Source organism: Paraburkholderia sprentiae WSM5005 (assembly GCF_001865575.2).
GTDB classification, from domain to species: domain Bacteria; phylum Pseudomonadota; class Gammaproteobacteria; order Burkholderiales; family Burkholderiaceae; genus Paraburkholderia; species Paraburkholderia sprentiae.
This window is the reverse complement of record NZ_CP017562.2, coordinates 1,786,919-1,803,956: the sequence shown is the minus strand read 5'-3', so window position 1 is coordinate 1,803,956 and position 17,038 is coordinate 1,786,919. Positions and strand designations below refer to the sequence as shown.

Below are 17,038 nucleotides of genomic sequence, written 5' to 3'. Positions count from 1 at the left end.
GAGCGGAACCGCCCACGCGATTCATCGGTTTGCCGATTCCGCGCACTTCAGCGGCCGTTTCGCCTTCCACGCATTTTGAACGCACGCGCCACGAGCCGCACTGGCCGGTCGTATGAAAATACCGAAACGGCTTGCGCCGCTGCTCGACGAGGGACTCATCGACGAGGTGATCGGCCAGTTGATGAGCGGCAAGGAAGCAACGGTCTACGTCGTGCGCAGCGGCGACTCGATGCGTTGCGCAAAGGTCTACAAGGACGCGAAGCAGCGCAGTTTCCGGCAGGCCGCGTCGTATCGGGATGGCCGCAAAGTCAAGAACAGCCGGCAGGCGCGTGCGATGGAAAAAGGCACGCGCTATGGCCGCCAGATGCAGGAAGAGTTGTGGCAAAACGCCGAAGTCGATGCACTCTTCCGGCTCGCCGACGGGGGCGTGCGAGTGCCGCGACCCTATATTTGTACCGATGGCGTGTTACTGATGGAACTGGTGGTCGACGCAGCGGGTGACGTCGCGCCACGCCTGAGCGACGTCGATCTGACCGAAGCGCGCGCCCTCGAACTGCACGCTCTGTTGCTCAACCAGGTTGTCCGCATGCTCTGCACCGGTGTAATTCACGGCGACCTCTCCGAATACAACATCCTGCTGGCAGTGGATGGACCGGTGATCATCGACCTGCCTCAGGCCATCGACGCAGCCGCCAACAACGAAGCCGCGTCGATGCTCAAGCGTGACGTCGACAACCTGGCTGCGTACTTCGGACGGTTCGCACCGCAACTTCTCAGCGCGGATTACGGTACGGAGATCTGGGCGTTATTCGAAGCCGGCGGGCTGCACGTCGATGTCAAATTAACCGGCCGCATCGAACTCGACACGCGACCTGTCGACCTCGATGGCGTGCTGCAAGAACTCGAAGAGACACGTCTTTACGAAGACGCGCGAGTGCGGCGACAACAGGACATGGCAGGGTAGTCCTGCGCCCCTCGCCGTCGACCCGCAGGAACCGGACGATTGAATTCAGACGGCGCCTGGAGCAAGCGTCTTAAAAAGCAAACGTGGATCGAAGGGTTTTTCGCAGCGGGGATATCCGGCGTACGCGGGGTCGAGCGCGTCCGCCCCGTATCCGGTCGTAAAAACAAAACGGACGCCGCGCTCGGCGAGCCAGTCGGCGATCGCGTATGACTTTTCGCCGTGCAGATCCACATCGAGTACCGCGCCGTCGAATTCGTCCTGATTGGCTTTGACGTATGTCAGCGCCTGGTCGAACCAACCAATCGGCCCTACGACCTTTGCCCCGGCCTCTTCGATCAGGCCGCACAGCGCCTGCGCGACGGAGAAGTCGTCCTCGACGACAAGTATCCGGCGTCCCCGTAGTTCCGTACCCTGTCCCATCCGTCCCTCAAGTCTCGTCATCAGCAAAGCGGCGCTTTCGCTCGAAAGGCATTTCGATCCGGCATGCAACACCTTCGTCACCGAAAACCATTTGTGCCTTCGCCCGCAACGAATACGCCAACGCCTGTTCGATCAACTGTCGTCCGTATCCACGCTTCGAAGATTCGGGCGGGACGGCAAGACCGCTCTCCCGCCAGTCGAACACCAGCAAGGACTGGTCCTGCTGTACGTTTTCAACGCGCCACCTGATATCGAGCCGGCCCTGGTTGTCTTTCAGCGCCCCGTACTTCGTTGCGTTCGTCGCGAGTTCATGGACGGCCAGCGCGATGTTCTGTACACACTCGAGACCGAGCGGAACGCTCGGACCGGTGACAGTAATATTGTCAGCGTCGACCCCGGCAATCGTCTCGATCTCCATGCGCACGATATCGCCCAGATCGATACGTTCGCTCGTGGCCTTTCCAAGCAGGCCCTGCAGACGTCCCAGCGCACGCAATCGCGAGATAAAAGACTCGAGCTGCGGCTCTTTCTGCAACGTCTGCCGCGCGATCGACTCGACCAGAGCGAGGAGATTGCGTGTGCGGTGCTGGAGTTCCGCAATGAGCATCTTCTGGCGGGTCTCGGCCTTGGTAAGGCCTGTGATATTGAGAAACGTGACTACGACCCCTTCCGGTCGACGGTCACCGTTCCGGTAGGGCGCGAGACGCACCAGATAATTGGTCGCCTTATCGTTGGTATCGATACGGCGTTCGATCACGCCGCCTTCGTTCACCGCGCGCGCGATGTCGCGGTCCAAGTGTGGCATGTGCAATTGACTCGCCAGATCAGTGATGGGTCGCCCACGGTCGACCGGGCGGATATTGAACACTTCCGTCATGGCCGGCGTGAAGCTGCGAATCACCAGATGCTTGTCCAGAAACACCGTGGCGACCGCCGTGCTCTCGAACAGGTTCTGCAGATCGCTGTTCGCGCGATCGAGCGCTTCGATCTTTCCGTTCAGTTCGCCGTTGACCGTGTGCAGTTCTTCGTTGAGCGAGACCAGTTCCTCCTTCGACGCTTCCAGCTCTTCGTTGGTGGACTGCATCTCCTCGTTGACCGAAACCAGTTCTTCGTTAGACGACTTCAGCTCCTCCAGCGCGGTCTCGTATTCTTCGATCGTGGATTGGAGGCGCTCGCGCGTTTCGCGCAGTTCCTGTTCCATCTGCACGGCCGTCCCGTCATGAGCGGCATGCGCGCGACTCAACGCTTCTTCACGACTCAGGACCGGCCCCTGATCAATGAATAAAATCAGGTAAAGCGGCTCAACGCCGGGCCGGCTGCTCAGCGGCTCGATCGTGACAGTGACGATTTGTACGCGACCGTCGTCTTCCTCGACGGGTATGCCCTCATGTGTTACCGGACGCCCGGACTCCACGGCTTCCCGGAACACAGTGCGCAGTTCGAGGCGGATGCCCTTTCGCGCCATGCTAAATATCTGCCGCGAGGGCATCCCAGCGGGCGGTTCAAGATATTTGCCGGTGCGCGCGGAGTAATACGTGACCTCACCGTCACGATTGACCAGCACATGGGGCGGGGAAAATCGCTCCAGCACGTGTGCGTCAACCATCTGGCGAAGGGCCGCGCCGCCGGCTTCTGCGCGCCGCGCCGCCAAGTCGCCCGCGTGTCCCGCGCGCATCGATGGGACCATGAGCGGCAGGCGCGCGTGCGGCGCCGCAACCGAGCGGCGACGGAAGATGCGATGCTTTTTCTCGACCGGCGCAAAGAGGTCCTCGAACTGGCTGACACTTTCCGAGGTGCCAAGAAACAGGTAGCCGTCGGGGCGCAACGCGTAGTGAAACGTCGGAATGACCTGCCCCTGCACGTCCTGGCCGAAATAGATCAGCAGGTTGCGGCAGGACACCAGATCAATTCGTGAAAAAGGCGGGTCACGAATGACGCTATGTGGGAAGAAGATGCACAGGTCGCGCACCTCTTTGGCCACGACATAGCTCGCACCGTCGGGAACGAAGAAACGGTCGCGGCGCTCCGGGGATACGCCCTCGAGCGACTGCCTGGGATATTTGGCGGCGCGCGCGACCGCAAGTGCATGTTCGTCGATATCGCTGGCGAAGATCTGCACCCGGGGCGCAATGGGAAGCTTGTCCATGTGTTCGCGCAACAGGATACCCAGCGAGTAAACCTCTTCGCCGGTCGCACAACCTGGCACCCATATGCGTACTACATCGTCCGCGCCGCGCTCTTCGAAGAGACTCGGGATCACCAATTTCGCGAGGTTCTCAAAAGCTTCCGCGTCGCGAAAGAAATTGGTCACGTTTATCAGCAGGTCGCGGAACAGTGCGCCGACTTCCTGGGGATCGTGTTGCAGGCGTTCGACGTACGCGTCCACTGCTTCGACCTGGATCACCTGCATACGGCGCTGCACGCGACGCATGAAAGTCTTGGTCTTGTAGCCACTGAAGTCGTGGCCAAGCTGGCTTCGCAGGATGCCGTAAATTTCCTTACGCGCGTCGTCGAGCTGTTGCTGGTCCGCCGCATTCCTCGCAATGGACGCAATATCGTCCAGCACATAGGTGCTACGGGCAAACTCAGCAAGCTTCGCGCCCATCTGTTCGACAGGGACGGCAAAGTCGATGAGGCCTGTGGCGATCGCGCTCTCGGGCATGCTCGGATGCTGAGGCCCGAAGCCGTCGGCAATCTGCGCCATGGTGAGACCACCATGTTCCTTGACCGCCTTGACCCCGAGCGTTCCGTCGGAGTCGCCACCGGACAGGACGATGCCTACCGCCAACTCGCCCCGGTCGTTGGCCAGTTCGCTGAAAAAGATATCAATGGGCTTGCGTTCGCGCCGGCCCGTCTGTTGCGCGCGAACCCGGAGATGGGCATTCTCGATGCCGAGAATGACATCGGATGGCAGCACGTAGACGTTGTTTATTTCCACCTGCATACCGTCCGCCGCCACATGAACCGGCAGTGCCGTGTATCGTGCCATGATCTCGTGCAGCAGACTTTCGCGCTCCGGGCCCAGATGCGTCACGATGATCAGGGCGACACCGGGGTCAGCGGGCAGTCCGCGAAAGAAGCCGTCGAGCGCTTCTATCCCTCCCGCAGAAGCGCCGACGCCGGCAACGGGAAACCTCAACAGGGCACTCATGAGCCGCTCCGCCGCAGTTGCGCCGCGCCATGTGGGGTGACCGGTCCGCTGCCTGTGTCGGTCGACTTGGCAACGTCCCCGTTGGACGGCTGCGGGTCCGAAAACTGCGTTTCCAAAAGCCTAAGCGCTTGTCGGACTACCTCGCTCGCGGTGCGATATCTGCCGGAGGCTACCTGCTCGGCGACGAACTCACACAGGTGTTCCGTCAGCGACACACTCACCGCGTATTTGCTCGACATTGTTGATCCTTCGAAGGGTATGGATCGAGGGTACTACCTTGTCACACCCGCGTCTATCGGCGCATGTCGGCACGAAACGGCAACTTCGTTACCCACGTCAGGCGCCACCCGAGCGGTAGCTGGCAAGCAATGCAGAGCAGCGCTCGCGCAGGAAGGCATGCAACGCGTTGATCGCCGGGGTCAGTTGCGCACGGTGAGCACAAATCAAGTGCAGCGGCGAAGGCTCGCAATACTCCGGCGGAAATAACTCCACCAGTCGCCGTGCCTTCAAATCGTCGATGAGGTCCAGTCGCGACTTATAGACGAGGCCTTCTCCGGCTATCGCCCAGCGACGAACCGCATCCGCATCGTCGCTGATGCGATTGCCCGTCACTGCCACGGTGCGTTCGCCGCCAGGCGGGGTAAAGCGCCAGCGTTCATGGATCTGCTCGCTCCAGACATACCGAAGACAGTTGTGCCGCCGCAGGTCGTCAACTTTAGCCGGTGCGCCATGCCGTTCGACGTACGCCGGTGCGGCGCACAACGCGCGTCGGTTGTTGTCGACCAGCTTCATCGCCAGTAGAGACGAATCAGGCAGCGCCCCATAGCGCACCACGGCATCCAGCGGCTGCCGGATGAGGTCCGCCGCACGGTCGCTCATTTTCAGGTGCAGCGACAAACCCGGGTGCCGGTGCTGAAATTCATCCAGCCACGGCAACAGCAGGTTGCGTCCAAAGTCAGACGGAGCGGACAACCGCAGAGGACCGGACAATGCGCCGCGGCCGTTCGCTAACGCCTGTTCGCCTTGCTCGCGCGCGCCAACCATGATTCGCGCGTGAGGCAGATAGCGCTCCCCGGCCTCCGACAGCTGCATGCTGCGCGTCGAACGCGTGAACAGGCGGGCGTCCAGCGCCTTTTCGAGCCTCTGCACCGAAGCGCTCGCATGTCCGGGTGCGATGTTGAGCTGGCGTGCCGCCTCCGAGAAGCTGCCGGCGTCCACCGTGTGCACGAAGATCTCAATGTCATCCAGCCGGATCATTTTCATCGAAATGCGGAAAGTGTTTGGGCGCAGCGGGTGTTTATCCGCATATCGCCGAAAGATACCATAGCCGCAATGCAACGTCGGAGATCACTTGTATGAAAGCGATTGGCTTCTATCGGAACCACCCCATCGACCACCCGCAGGCACTTCAGGACATCGAACTGCCGACGCCGGAACTGCGCGACCACGACCTGCTGGTGGAAGTCAAAGCGGTATCGGTCAACCCCGTCGATACCAAAATCCGGCGCCGTGGCGATATTCCGGAAGGCAGTGCGCGCATCGCCGGCTGGGACGCAGCGGGAATCGTCCGCGCTACCGGTCCGTTGGCCACGCGCTTCAAGTCAGGCGACCGAGTGTGGTACGCCGGTGACATTACGCGGCCGGGCTGCAACAGCGAACTGCACGCAGTGGACGAACGCGTCGTCGGACCCATGCCGACATCGCTGGACTTCGCGCAAGCCGCGTCGTTGCCGCTGACAGCGATCACGGCCTGGGAGCTGCTGTTCGATCGTCTACGTGTTCACGCTGCCGAGCCAACCGACGACAACGTGCTGCTGGTAATAGGGGCAGCTGGCGGCGTCGGCTCCATTCTTACCCAACTGGCGCGCGAGCTGACTGGCGTGACCGTCGTCGGCACCGCCTCGCGACCGGAAACCCGCGAGTGGGTGCTGGCTCATGGTGCTCACCACGTTCTCGATCACCGTCAGCCTTGGGCGCCCCAATTGGCCGCGCTCGGCATCGAACACGTCACCCACGTTGCCGGTTTGAACGACAGCGCCAGCTATGTGCCGCAAATCGCCGCGGTGCTGCGCCCGGAGGGCCAGTTCGCACTGATCGACGACCCGGTGGGGCTGGATATCGGGCCGTTCAAGGCGAAATCGATTTCGATTCACTGGGAACTCATGTACACCCGCGTGATGTTCACCACCGGCACCATCGCACGCCAACACGCGTTGTTGCGCCGCGTGGCGCAGCTGGTCGATCGGGGCGACCTCAAGCACACCCTGACCCGACGCATTGACGGCATCAACGCCGCCGGTCTGGCCGAGGCGCATGCACTGGTCGAGGCGGGCAACATGATCGGCAAAGTCGTCGTCGCCGACCGCTGAACTTTCTGACAACGAGCATCAACATGACATTACCGATCATCAGCGCGGCAACGATCAGCCTCGACGCCGCGCAAGCATTGCTGGCCGAGGCGCGCCGCGCCTGCGCAGCGCGCGGATTCGCCGCGACCATCGCAATTACCGATGCGGGAGGTCACCTGCGCGCATTCGAGCGCGCGGATGCCGCCCCATTCCTGACGGCTGACGTTGCCATCGACAAGGCATGGACCGCCGCCTCGTTCGGCATCGCCACGCATCAATGGAACCAGTACATGGCCGAACCCGCGATTGCCCCGCTGGCGCACCATCCGCGTCTGACGCCGGTCGGCGGTGGGGTACCACTTTTCCATGAAGGGCGTTTGGTGGGGGGCATCGGCGTTTCTGGCGGAACCTCGGTGCAAGACCATGAGGCCGCCGAGGAGGCGCTGCGTAATTTAGGGTTTGTGTGATGAGCCGGGACTGCCAAAGGGCGCTGTGGCAACCGCCTGTCGAGCCGTGCGGCGAGCCTTAAGCTGCCGCCGAGACGGGTCCGCAGAAATTCACCTGCTACGCTGCCGTTCTGGTCCGGCCCTCCGCCGGACGGCTTGCCGCCACAGGTTCTTCCCCTGCTGTCCTCGCGCGTAACGTAACCCTGGTGAGCGTACGCAAAGAACGGCGCGGTGACACCCCCAACGCTCCCGCAGTAGGCCGTCCTCTGGTAGCGGAGTTGGGGAGCCGCGCTGAAGTCGTTACCCGGGTTCCAACCGTTCCATGGTGGGCCGTGCGCACGCGGGCGGCGGACAAAAGTCTCTCACCGCTTGCCACCTCACGGCGCTTTGTTCGCCTTGATGCGCCTCGCATCACGCTCGGCCGGATGTCAGAAACCCCTCCAGACAAACCCGGATTGCTGCGGTGATTCGCCCGCTGCTATCGTTCGCTGGTCAGTGTGGAAGCGCTTCCACTCAAGCGTTCACCGCAGGCTCGAACGGGAGCGCCTCGCGCTTCATCACACCCGGTTCAACGACCTCATTGCAGGAGAGAATCCGTGGAAAACGATGCATCGGCAGTCATCGACGCAGGCCATTCAAACGCTCACGGCGATCCGCATGTCGATCCCTTCACGCCACCCGCCGATTCGTCGCTGTGGCGCCAGGACTTTCTGCTCGGCGCGGCCACCGCGTCGTATCAGATCGAAGGCGCGGTCGATGAAGACGGCCGCCTGCCGTCGATCTGGGACACGTTCTCGGCCACACCCGGCAAGGTGTTGGCCGGCGACACCGGCGCCGTCGCGTGCGATCACTATCATCGCTGGCAACAGGACGTCGATCTGCTCGCTGGCCTCGGCCTCGAAGCGTACCGGCTGTCGACCGCGTGGCCGCGCGTGATGGACGAAAACGGCGCGCCGAACCGCAAGGGGCTCGACTTCTACAAGCGCCTGCTGGGGCGGCTCAAAGAAAAGAACATCGCGACTTTCGTCACGCTGTATCACTGGGATCTGCCCCAGCATCTCGAGGATCGCGGCGGCTGGCTCAATCGCGACACCGCGTACCGATTCGTCGATTACGCGGACCTGATGAGCCGCGAGCTGCACGGTCTCGTCGATGCGTGGGCGACACTCAACGAGCCGTGGTGTTCGGCGTACCTCGGCTACGGAAACGGCCATCACGCGCCCGGACTCTCGAACCTGCGTTTCGCCACGCAGGCCATGCATCATCTGCTGCTCGCGCACGGTCTCGCGCTTCCGGTGCTACGCGCGAACGATCCGCGCTCTCACAAGGGCATCGTCGCGAACGTCGGACGCGGTACGCCCAATAGCGACAGCGCCGCGGACCGTCGCGCGGCCGAGCTGTTCGAAGTTCAGCACAACGCGTGGATTCTCGATCCGCTGTTCAAGGGCGAATATCCGCAAGACCTGTTCGAACTGTGGCCGGGCACCGAGCCGCTCGCGCTCGACGGCGACATGCAGACGATCAATACGCCGCTCGATTTCCTCGGCATCAACTACTATTTCCGCACCAACGTGGCGAGCGATGGCGGGCACGGCTTCAAGGATGTGCCGCTCGACGGCGTCGAGCGCACGCAGATGGGCTGGGAGGTTTACCCCGACGGTCTTCGCGATCTGTTGACCGGTTTCAAGGATACCTACGCCAATCTGCCGCCCATCTACATCACCGAGAACGGCATGGCATCGAACGACCAGGTGATCGACGGCCGCGTCGAGGACACGCAGCGCATCTCGTTCCTGAAGCGCCATCTCGCCGCGGTCGATCAGGCGATCAAGGCGGGCGTCGACGTGCGCGGCTACTTCCTGTGGTCGCTGATGGACAACTTCGAGTGGGCTTTCGGCTATGAGCGGCGCTTCGGCATCGTTCACGTCGACTATGAAACGCAGAAGCGCACGGTCAAGCGCAGCGCGGAGCTGGTGTCGAAATTCATCGAAGATCGCAACGCGCAAGCGCAATAAACACAACTAGAACGACGCAACAACGATGTAAAACCGGGTGGAGCTGGTTGGTATTTCGAGTTGACACACGGGCCAGGAGCCCGGAGGAGACGGAATGAACAGCAACAGAATGGTCTTGCGAGGCGTGGTTGCGGCACTGGCGCTGTATGGCGTCGTCGCGCAGGCAGAGCCGCTCAAGGCTAACGTGATTCACTGGTGGACCTCGGGCGGCGAATCGGCCGCGATTCGCCAGTTTGCCGACGCGTACGACAAGGCCGGCGGCCAATGGGTCGACAACGCGGTCGCCGGCGCGGACCAGGCCCGCTCCACCGCGATCAACCGGATCGTCGGCGGTGATCCACCCACCGCCGCCCAGTTCAATACGTCGAAGCAGTTTCACGATCTGATCGACCAGGGACTGCTTAACAACGTTGACAACGTCGCCGCGAAAGAAAACTGGAACGGCATTTTCCCGCAGTCGATTCTCGACAGCATCCGCGTGAAGGGTCATTACTACGCGGCGCCGGTCGACATTCACATGCCGGCCTGGTTCTTCTACTCGAAGCCGGTGTTCCAGAAAGCGGGCATCGCGAGCGAGCCGAAAAGCTACGACGAATTCATCGCCGATCTCGGCAAGCTGAAGACCGCCGGCGTGATTCCGCTCGCGTTCGGCGGCCAGCCGTGGCAGGAGAAGATCACGTTCGACGCGGTGCTCGCGGACGTGGGCGGCCCGGACCTGTATATGAAGGTCTATCGCGATCACGATCAGAACGCGGTCAAATCGGATGCGTTCAAGAAAGTGCTCGTATCGTTCAAGCGGCTGCACGATTTCGTCGATCCGGGCTCGCCCGGCCGCAACTGGAACGACGCGACCGCGCTCGTGACCTCGGGCAAGGCCGGCGTACAGATCATGGGCGACTGGGCGAAGGGCGAGTTCGTCGCGGCGAATCAGGCCGCGGGCAAGGACTTCGGCTGCTTCCCGGGCTTCGGTCCGCATTCGCCGTATCTGGTCGCGGGCGACGTGTTCGTGTTCCCGAAGACCGACAACGCGTCGGCGATCAAGGCGCAGAACCTGCTCGCCACGGTGATGACCTCGCCGTCCGCGCAGGTCGCGTTCAGCGCGAAGAAAGGCTCGATTCCAATCCGGCCTGACGTGGACGAAAGCAGCCTCGACATCTGCGCGAAGGAGGGCATCGCGATCATGAAGGACAAGTCGCGCCAGTTGCCGAATCCGGAAATGCTGCTGTCGCCGGATACGCAGGGTGCGCTGACCGACGTCGTGACGAACTTCTGGAACAAGAACGAGTCCGTCGACGACGCGCAGAAAGCCTTCGCCAGCGCATTGAAGGGTTAAGCCTGCCATGCACGCGCTCAAGCTGCCAGCCGAGGGTTCGAACCCACACGGCAACTCGCAACCCAAGCCGCGACATAAACCGCTGAACCGGCGGTTTTCGATCGCGGTCTGGCTGGCCTTGCTGCCGATGCTGCTGACCGTCGTGTTCGCGTACCTGGGCACGATGGTCTGGACCGCGCGCGTGTCGCTCAGCAATTCGCACACGTTTCCGTCGAACGACTTCGTGGGCCTCACGCAGTATGTGCGGCTCTTCCACAACGATCGCTGGCTCGTGTCGCTGCAGAACATCGTGATCTACGGCGCGTGTTTCATCATCGCGTGCATGGTGATCGGTTTGCTGCTGGCGATCTTCATCGATCAGCGCGTGGTGGCGGAAGGCGCGTTGCGCACGGTGTTTCTGTATCCGTACGCGATGTCGTTCGTCGCGACTGGGCTCGTCTGGCAATGGATTCTGAATCCCGCGCTCGGCGCGCAGCAGGTGGTGCGCAATCTCGGCTTCACGCATGCGCGCTTCGACTGGATCGTCGATCAGGACTGGGTCATCTACACGATCGTGATCGCAACCGTGTGGCAGGCGTCAGGCCTCGTGATGGCGCTGATGCTCGCGGGCCTGCGCGGCATCGACGAGGAGCTGTGGAAAGCCGCGCGCATCGACGGCATTCCGCGCTGGCGCGTCTACGCGAGCATCGTGGTGCCGATGCTCGGACCGTCGATCTCGACCGCGTTCGTGCTGCTGTTCGTGATGGTCGTGAAGCTGTACGACGCGGTCGTCGCGATGACGCAGGGCGGCCCCGGCACCGCGAGCGAAGTGCCGGCCAAATTCATCATGGATTATTTGTTCGGGCGCGCCAACATCGGCCTCGCGTCGGCGGCATCGATCGTGCTGCTCGCGACGGTGCTCGCGATCATCGCGCCGTTCTTCTATGCACGCAGCCGCGCGGCGCTGCGCGGGGAGAGGGGATGAACACGCTCGATTCCACGCTCCAGGGCGGCATGCCGCATCGCGCCCGCACGCGGCCTCGCCGCTCGGCGTTCTCGCCGGCGCGTCTTGGCATCTACGCGTTTCTGCTGAGCGCCGCGGTGTTCTTCCTGTTGCCGCTCTACGTGATGCTGGTCACGTCGGTGAAGCCGATGAGCGAGATCCGCCTCGGCAATCTGCTCGGCTTGCCGATGCATTTCACGCTCGACGCCTGGCGCGCGGCGTGGCAGTCGGCCTGCACCGGGCTCGATTGCAACGGCATTCGCGTCGGCTTCTGGAACTCGGTGCGGATCGTCGTGCCGAGCACGGTGCTGTCGATCGCGGTCGGTGCGGTGAACGGCTACGCGCTGTCGTTCTGGCGGCCGCGCGGCGCGGGTCTGTTGTTCGGCGTGCTGCTGGTCGGCGCGTTCATTCCGGTGCAGGTGATGGTCTATCCGCTGGTGCGCGTGCTCGCCAGCGTGCATCTGTTCAGCTCGCTGCCGGGCATCGTGCTGATCCATACGATGTTCGGCATGCCGGTGATGACGCTGCTGTTCCGCAACTACTACGCGTCGATTCCGCAGGAGCTTTTCAAGGCCGCGCGTATCGACGGCGGCAGTTTCTGGCGCATCTTCTTTCAACTGATGCTGCCGATGTCGACGCCGATCATCGTCGTCGCGCTGATCATGCAGGTCACGAACATCTGGAACGACTTCATTCTGGGTCTCGTGTTCGCCGGCACGAACAATCTGCCGATGACGGTGCAGTTGAACAACATCATCAACACGACGACCGGCGAGCGGCTCTACAACGTCAATATGGCGGCGACCATCCTGACCTCGATGGTGCCGCTCGCGGTTTATTTCATTTCGGGCCGCTGGTTCGTGCGTGGCATCGCGTCGGGCGCCGTCAAGGGGTAGGGCATGGCAAACATGGCTAATACGATCGACGCGGCCGGCGTGCCGGGTGCCGGCGCGGACGCTCACCCGGACGCCGCGGCGCTCACGCATCCCGCCAACGTGGCGATCCGCAATCTGACGATTCGCCTCGGCTCGAACACCGTGATCGAGAACCTCGGTCTGGACGTGCTCGCCGGCGAGTTCGTCGTGCTGCTCGGGCCGTCGGGCTGCGGCAAGTCCACGCTGCTGCACAGCATCGCGGGCCTGATCGACGTCAGCGACGGCAGCATCGAGATCGCCGGCGAGGACATGACGTGGGCCGATCCGAAGGATCGCCGCATCGCGCTCGTGTTCCAGTCGTACGCGCTGTATCCGACGATGAGCGTCGAGCGCAATCTGTCGTTCGCGCTGCGGATCAACGGCACACCGAAGGCGGAAATTGCGCGGCGCGTCGCGCGCGCGTCGGAGATGCTGCAACTGGGGCCGCTACTCAAGCGCAAGCCGTCGCAGTTATCGGGCGGACAGCGGCAGCGCGTCGCGATCGGCCGCGCGATCGTGCGTGAAGCCGACGTGTTCCTGTTCGACGAACCGCTGTCGAACCTAGACGCGAAGCTGCGCACCGAGCTGCGTCGCGAACTCAAGCAACTGCATCAACGCCTCGGCGCGACGATGATCTACGTGACGCACGATCAGGTCGAGGCAATGACGCTCGCCACGCGCATGGCCGTGATGCGCGGCGGCGTGATTCAGCAGTTCGGCACGCCGGCCGAGGTGTATGCGCGGCCGAATAACCTGTTCGTCGCGACGTTCCTCGGCTCGCCGGCGATGAATCTGCTGAAGGGCACGCTCGAGACGCGCGACGGCGCGTTTCAATTTTGCACCGCGCACCTGCGCATCGACGTGTCGGCGTACGCGTTCAACGAGGCGCCCGCAGAGGGTGTGCGCTGCGTGCTCGGCGTGCGAGCCGAAGACGTGCATGTCACGCCAGCCGCTAGCGAGCGCGCAAAAGTTTCGCTGGTGGAGCCAATGGGCAACCACCGCGTGATCTGGCTCGACTATCATGGCGAACAGATCGCGTCGATCGACCAGACCAAAGCGCCGATTGCGGAGGATGACACCGTGGCGTTTTCGTTCGACGCCGCGCATGTCTCGCTATTCGACGAAGCGAGCGGCGCGCGCTTATAACGCCGCAACGCGTCACGCGCCAAGCGGCTCGTCGAGACAGGCTTGATGGAGAACCGCGTGGCAACACTCAAGGACGTTGCGGAACTGGCCGGCGTGGGCATGTCGACCGCCTCACGGGCCATTTCCGGCAAGGGACCGATTTCCGCCGATGCCGCGGCGCGCGTGAAGGCGGCGATCGAGGCGCTGAACTTCCGCCCGTCGTCGATCGGCAGGGCGATGGCGACGCAGCAGCTTGGCATCATCGGCATCTTCGTGCCGACCTTTTTCGGTTCCTACTACGGCACGATTCTGAAGCAGACCGACACCGAGCTGCGCGCGGTGGGGCGACATGTCGTGGTCGCGACCGGCTGCGGCGAGGTGTCGCCGCGCGAGCAGGCGATCGAGGCGGTGCGCTTTCTGATCGGCCGCGACTGCGACGGCGTGGTCGTGATCAGCCACGATCTGCACGACGAAGATCTGATCATGCTGCATGACATGCATCCGAAAATGGTGTTCCTGAATCGCGCGTTCGAGCAGTTGCCGCAAGCGTCGTTTAGCGCGGACCATCGGCGCGGCGGCGAACTCGCGGCGCGCACGCTGCTCGATCATGGACATCGCGACATCGCGGTGATTGCCGGGCCCGCTACCGCGTCGGACAACGTGATGCGGATCGACGGCTTTTTCGCCGAGCTTGCGCGGGCCGGCATTGCGCGCGACGACGTCACGCTGATCGAATCCGACTTCTCACCCGAAGGCGGCTACGAGGCCGCGCAGAGACTGCTCGATACCCAGCGGCGCGTGACGGGCCTGTTCTGCGCAAACGACACGATGGCGGTCAGCGTGCTGGCGCGCTTTCACCAGGCGGGCATTGCGGTGCCGAACGACATCTCCGTGATCAGCTATGACGACGACTACTCGGCCGCGTATGCGGCGCCAGGGCTCACGTCGGTGCACATTCCGACCGCCGAGCTGACGCAAAACGCGGTGCGCTGGCTCATCAACCAGTGTTACGGCACCACGTGGGAGATCTTCCGCGAGTTTCCGCTCAGTGTGACGATGCGCGAATCGGTCGGGCCAGCGCCGATCGCGAAGAAAAGCACGCGCGGCGGGCCCCGCTAGGCGCGCTGGTCCGATTGCCGCCTACCAATATGACCGTCTTTTAAGGCCGCCGTAATCATTCGCAATAGTGCTTTGCAGTTTTTCCTCATCAAACTTGTTCAGAATTTCTTTACACTTGCCGGTAACAAGATGTTACGGGGTGAGTGTGATGCTGGCCATCTTTTTGATCGTCTGTCCCATCTGCATCGCTGCGCTGTTCGGTTTTGCGTGGCATGTGGATCCGCAGACAGGGCAATTCAAACGTTAGGTCTTCGCGCGTCTTGGCCACGGCGACGCCGTGGAAAATTCCGCTCTCAGATCGGCGCGTCGTTAGCCTGTCGTAACTTTTTAAAAAGCAATCGTTTGCTTTCTTTCGATCTGCTTTCCCGCTTTCGTTTTCGTCAATAGCCCGCGCGACATTTCGTCAGGTCTTGCCTTGGCGTGCCGGTTCGCGGCACGATGCGCGATTACCTTCGTTTTGGGTCAGCATCGCGTATGCAAGCCTCTCTGCAGAAAATAGCGGCACGTGCCAGCGTACTGAAGGGCGTTCTTCCTTTGAGCCGGGTCGCGGCCGCGCGCGATGCGCTGGCCGGGGTGCAGCTCGCGTCGATGGATATTCCGCAGGTGCTCGGTTATGCGCGCATTGCCGGCATGCCGGCCGTCACCGGACTCTACACCGTGTTCCTGCCGCTCGTCGCGTTCGCGTTCTTTGGCGCGTCGCGGCACCTGGTCGTCGCCGCAGATTCGGCCACCGCGACGATCTTCGCGAGCCGGCTAGCGACGATGGCGCCCGCGTCGAGCGTCGAATACGCGGCGCTCGCGGCGATGGTGGCGCTGCTGACGGCCGCGCTGCTGCTCGTCGCGCGGATCTTCAAGCTCGGCTTTCTCGCCGATTTCCTGTCGCGCACGGTGCTCGTCGGCTTTCTTGCCGGCGTCGGCGCGCAGGTCGGCATCGCGATGCTCGCCGATATGGTCGGCGTGCCGGGACATGCGGCGAGCAGCCTGAATCAACTGCTGCTCGTTGTGCGCGGGAGCGCGCAGATCAATCGACCCACGCTGGCGATCTCGCTGCTCGTGGTGGCCGCGATTCTCGTCAGCAAGCGTTTCTGGCCACGCTTGCCGGTGCCGTTGATCGCGGTCGTCGCGGGCATTGCCGCGAGCGACGCGTTCGGTTTCGCCGCGCACGGCATTTCGATTCTCGGGCCGGTGGAAGGCGGCTTGCCGCCGCTGCGGATTCCGTCGGTGACGTGGCAGCAGATGCTCGATCTCGTGCCGGTCGCCGCGTCGTGCTTCGTGATGATCGTCGCGCAAAGCGCCGCCGCGAGCCGCGTATTCGCCGAGCGCTATCACGAGTCGGTCGATACCAACGCGGATCTACTCGGCATCGCAGCCGCCAATGCGGCGGCGGCGTTTTCCGGTGCGTTCGTCGTCAACGGCAGCCCGACGCAGACCGCGATGGCCGATCGCGCCGGCACGCGCAGCCAGTTCGCACAGCTCGTGTTCGCGGCGGTCGTGGTGGTCGTGCTGCTGTTTTTCAGCCGCTATCTGCAGTATCTGCCGCACTGCATTCTCGCGAGCATCGTTTTTACGATCGCGATCGGGCTGGTCAATGTGCGGTCGCTGTTTTCGATTCGCCGCGAAAGCCCCGGCGAATTCTGGCTAGCGTCGATCACGGCGGCGGCGGTCGTGCTGATCGGCGTCGAGCACGGCATTCTGGTGGCGGTTGCGTTGTCGTTGCTGCGTCACGTGCGGCACAGCTACCGCCCGCACACGATGATGCTCGCACCCAACGGCGACGGCATGTGGGTGCCGGTGCCGGCGGTGCCCGGCATGGAGACCGCGCCGGGGTTGATCGTCTATCGCTTCGGCGCGGATCTGTTCTATGCGAACGATCATTTTTTCGTCGACGATACGCGCCGGCTGATCGACCGCGCACCGAACCCGGTGCGCTGGTTCGTCGTCGATGCGAGCGCGATTACGGACGTCGATTATTCGGCGGCGCGCTCAGTCGGCGAGTTGTGCTCGGCGCTCAAGCGCAATGGGGTCGAGGTGATCTTTGCGCGGGTGAATCGTTATTTGCGCTCGGATATGGATCGGCATGGGATTACACCGATCGTCGAAGAGCGCTGTATTTTCGGCACGCTGCATGAGGCGCTGAGCATGGCTGGAGTGGAGAAGCCGCATGAGCAGGTGAAGGGGGCGCCATGACGGGTCTAGCGGTCAAGAAAACGGGTTCCGCAGA

At 62.9% G+C, this 17,038-nt stretch carries 14 protein-coding genes; 10 read left to right on the top strand and 4 right to left on the bottom strand.

The window, feature by feature from the left end; translation table 11 throughout:
• Positions 1 to 112 precede the first annotated feature (112 nt).
• Positions 113 to 964: a PA4780 family RIO1-like protein kinase gene (locus BJG93_RS24940; protein ID WP_027194014.1), complete on the top strand. Its 852-nt coding sequence runs from the start codon at positions 113 to 115 to the stop codon at positions 962 to 964.
• A 45-nt stretch (positions 965 to 1,009) separates the two neighbouring features.
• On the opposite strand, the gene BJG93_RS24935 is transcribed toward BJG93_RS24940, so the two are convergent.
• From BJG93_RS24935 to BJG93_RS24920, 4 genes are all read right to left on the bottom strand, one after another.
• Entirely contained in the window at positions 1,010 to 1,384 is a 375-nt protein-coding gene (locus BJG93_RS24935; protein ID WP_027194013.1) for a response regulator, read from the bottom strand.
• 7 nt (positions 1,385 to 1,391) lie between these two features.
• Positions 1,392 to 4,535 (bottom strand): CheR family methyltransferase, encoded by a 3,144-nt coding sequence (locus tag BJG93_RS24930; RefSeq protein WP_027194012.1) that lies wholly within the window; start codon positions 4,533 to 4,535, stop codon positions 1,392 to 1,394.
• Positions 4,532 to 4,774, bottom strand: a complete 243-nt coding sequence (locus tag BJG93_RS36510; protein WP_034477033.1) for a type II toxin-antitoxin system ParD family antitoxin — start codon at positions 4,772 to 4,774, stop codon at positions 4,532 to 4,534. Before BJG93_RS36510 ends, BJG93_RS24930 begins: the two co-directional genes overlap by 4 nt.
• 97 nt (positions 4,775 to 4,871) lie before the next feature.
• Positions 4,872 to 5,792, bottom strand: coding sequence for a LysR family transcriptional regulator (locus BJG93_RS24920; protein WP_027194011.1), 921 nt, complete (start codon positions 5,790 to 5,792; stop codon positions 4,872 to 4,874).
• 98 nt (positions 5,793 to 5,890) lie between these two features.
• On the opposite strand from BJG93_RS24920, the gene BJG93_RS24915 reads away from it, so the two are divergent.
• From BJG93_RS24915 to BJG93_RS24875, 9 genes are all read left to right on the top strand, one after another.
• On the top strand, positions 5,891 to 6,904 hold the full coding sequence (locus BJG93_RS24915; protein ID WP_027194010.1) for a zinc-binding alcohol dehydrogenase family protein: 1,014 nt from the start codon (positions 5,891 to 5,893) through the stop codon (positions 6,902 to 6,904).
• A gap of 23 nt (positions 6,905 to 6,927) precedes the next feature.
• Positions 6,928 to 7,350, top strand: coding sequence for a GlcG/HbpS family heme-binding protein (locus BJG93_RS24910; RefSeq protein ID WP_027194009.1), 423 nt, complete (start codon positions 6,928 to 6,930; stop codon positions 7,348 to 7,350).
• Between the two features lie 575 nt (positions 7,351 to 7,925).
• Complete coding sequence (locus tag BJG93_RS24905) at positions 7,926 to 9,344, top strand: GH1 family beta-glucosidase (protein WP_027194008.1); 1,419 nt, start codon at positions 7,926 to 7,928, stop codon at positions 9,342 to 9,344.
• Positions 9,345 to 9,438: 94 nt separating this feature from the next.
• Positions 9,439 to 10,677 (top strand): ABC transporter substrate-binding protein, encoded by a 1,239-nt coding sequence (locus BJG93_RS24900; protein WP_027194007.1) that lies wholly within the window; start codon positions 9,439 to 9,441, stop codon positions 10,675 to 10,677.
• 7 nt (positions 10,678 to 10,684) lie between these two features.
• Positions 10,685 to 11,641 carry a carbohydrate ABC transporter permease gene (locus BJG93_RS24895; protein ID WP_027194006.1) on the top strand — a complete coding sequence of 319 codons (957 nt, stop codon included), beginning with the start codon at positions 10,685 to 10,687 and terminating at the stop codon, positions 11,639 to 11,641.
• Positions 11,638 to 12,555: a carbohydrate ABC transporter permease gene (locus BJG93_RS24890; RefSeq protein WP_027194005.1), complete on the top strand. Its 918-nt coding sequence runs from the start codon at positions 11,638 to 11,640 to the stop codon at positions 12,553 to 12,555. Before BJG93_RS24895 ends, BJG93_RS24890 begins: the two co-directional genes overlap by 4 nt.
• Positions 12,556 to 12,558: 3 nt before the next feature.
• Positions 12,559 to 13,719: an ABC transporter ATP-binding protein gene (locus BJG93_RS24885; protein ID WP_027194004.1), complete on the top strand. Its 1,161-nt coding sequence runs from the start codon at positions 12,559 to 12,561 to the stop codon at positions 13,717 to 13,719.
• Positions 13,720 to 13,764: 45 nt separating this feature from the next.
• Positions 13,765 to 14,817: a LacI family DNA-binding transcriptional regulator gene (locus BJG93_RS24880; RefSeq protein ID WP_027194003.1), complete on the top strand. Its 1,053-nt coding sequence runs from the start codon at positions 13,765 to 13,767 to the stop codon at positions 14,815 to 14,817.
• 474 nt (positions 14,818 to 15,291) lie between these two features.
• Positions 15,292 to 17,004, top strand: coding sequence for a SulP family inorganic anion transporter (locus BJG93_RS24875; protein ID WP_027194002.1), 1,713 nt, complete (start codon positions 15,292 to 15,294; stop codon positions 17,002 to 17,004).
• The last annotated feature ends 34 nt before the right edge of the window (positions 17,005 to 17,038 follow it).

Excerpts from the sequence above, each read along its gene's own strand:
- BJG93_RS24940 (WP_027194014.1), top strand. The coding sequence starts at position 113 with ATGAAAATACCGAAACGGCTTGCGCCGCTGCTCGACGAGGGACTCATC.
- BJG93_RS24935 (WP_027194013.1), bottom strand. The coding sequence starts at position 1,384 with ATGGGACAGGGTACGGAACTACGGGGACGCCGGATACTTGTCGTCGAG.
- BJG93_RS24930 (WP_027194012.1), bottom strand. The coding sequence starts at position 4,535 with ATGAGTGCCCTGTTGAGGTTTCCCGTTGCCGGCGTCGGCGCTTCTGCG.
- BJG93_RS36510 (WP_034477033.1), bottom strand. The coding sequence starts at position 4,774 with ATGTCGAGCAAATACGCGGTGAGTGTGTCGCTGACGGAACACCTGTGT.
- BJG93_RS24920 (WP_027194011.1), bottom strand. The coding sequence starts at position 5,792 with ATGATCCGGCTGGATGACATTGAGATCTTCGTGCACACGGTGGACGCC.
- BJG93_RS24915 (WP_027194010.1), top strand. The coding sequence starts at position 5,891 with ATGAAAGCGATTGGCTTCTATCGGAACCACCCCATCGACCACCCGCAG.
- BJG93_RS24910 (WP_027194009.1), top strand. The coding sequence starts at position 6,928 with ATGACATTACCGATCATCAGCGCGGCAACGATCAGCCTCGACGCCGCG.
- BJG93_RS24900 (WP_027194007.1), top strand. The coding sequence starts at position 9,439 with ATGAACAGCAACAGAATGGTCTTGCGAGGCGTGGTTGCGGCACTGGCG.
- BJG93_RS24895 (WP_027194006.1), top strand. The coding sequence starts at position 10,685 with ATGCACGCGCTCAAGCTGCCAGCCGAGGGTTCGAACCCACACGGCAAC.
- BJG93_RS24890 (WP_027194005.1), top strand. The coding sequence starts at position 11,638 with ATGAACACGCTCGATTCCACGCTCCAGGGCGGCATGCCGCATCGCGCC.
- BJG93_RS24885 (WP_027194004.1), top strand. The coding sequence starts at position 12,559 with ATGGCAAACATGGCTAATACGATCGACGCGGCCGGCGTGCCGGGTGCC.
- BJG93_RS24880 (WP_027194003.1), top strand. The coding sequence starts at position 13,765 with ATGGAGAACCGCGTGGCAACACTCAAGGACGTTGCGGAACTGGCCGGC.
- BJG93_RS24875 (WP_027194002.1), top strand. The coding sequence starts at position 15,292 with ATGCAAGCCTCTCTGCAGAAAATAGCGGCACGTGCCAGCGTACTGAAG.